At 63.7% G+C, this 454-nt stretch carries 2 protein-coding genes; both read left to right on the forward strand.

The window, feature by feature from the left end; translation table 11 throughout:
- The first annotated feature begins 4 nt into the window (after nucleotides 1-4).
- Nucleotides 5-169 (forward strand): sigma factor, encoded by a 165-nt coding sequence (locus IO33_RS54395; RefSeq protein WP_425348010.1) that lies wholly within the window; start codon nucleotides 5-7, stop codon nucleotides 167-169.
- Nucleotides 121-411 (forward strand): sigma factor-like helix-turn-helix DNA-binding protein, encoded by a 291-nt coding sequence (locus IO33_RS45365; protein WP_051927319.1) that lies wholly within the window; start codon nucleotides 121-123, stop codon nucleotides 409-411. The genes IO33_RS54395 and IO33_RS45365 overlap by 49 nt, the downstream gene beginning before the upstream one ends.
- Nucleotides 412-454: the final 43 nt, after the last annotated feature.

The following is a 454-nucleotide window of genomic DNA, read 5'->3' on the forward strand; positions in this document are numbered from 1 at the left end:
AGTCATGCAAGAGGCGTACCTCGAGGTGTGGCACAAGGCGCACCTCTATCAACCCAACAGGGGCAAGCCGCTGTCGTGGCTGATGATGATCTGCCACCGGCGCGCGATTGACCGCGTCCGATGGAAAGCCAGCGCCGCCGGATCGAGCTGGTCACCATCTGCTCTGTAGACATTGCCGACGGCGGCGCTGATGAGCCGGTCCTGGTGCGCGAGGTACGCCGCCAGCTAGCGGCCCTCACCATCCTGCAACAGCAAAGCATCACGATGGTCTACTACGACAACCTGACGCACAAAGAGCGCGCCGAACGCCTCGGCATCCCGTTGCCCACATTCAAAACCCGCCTGCGAGACGGACTGTCACAGCTTCGAGCACTCCAGAGCCAATCCGAACGAGAGCGTGCCTGCGTCTAGCGGGCCCACACTGCCAGCGCCACAGCGCCACAGCGCCACAGCG

This window comes from Streptomyces durhamensis (genome assembly GCF_000725475.1).
GTDB classification, from domain to species: Bacteria; Actinomycetota; Actinomycetes; order Streptomycetales; family Streptomycetaceae; genus Streptomyces; species Streptomyces filipinensis.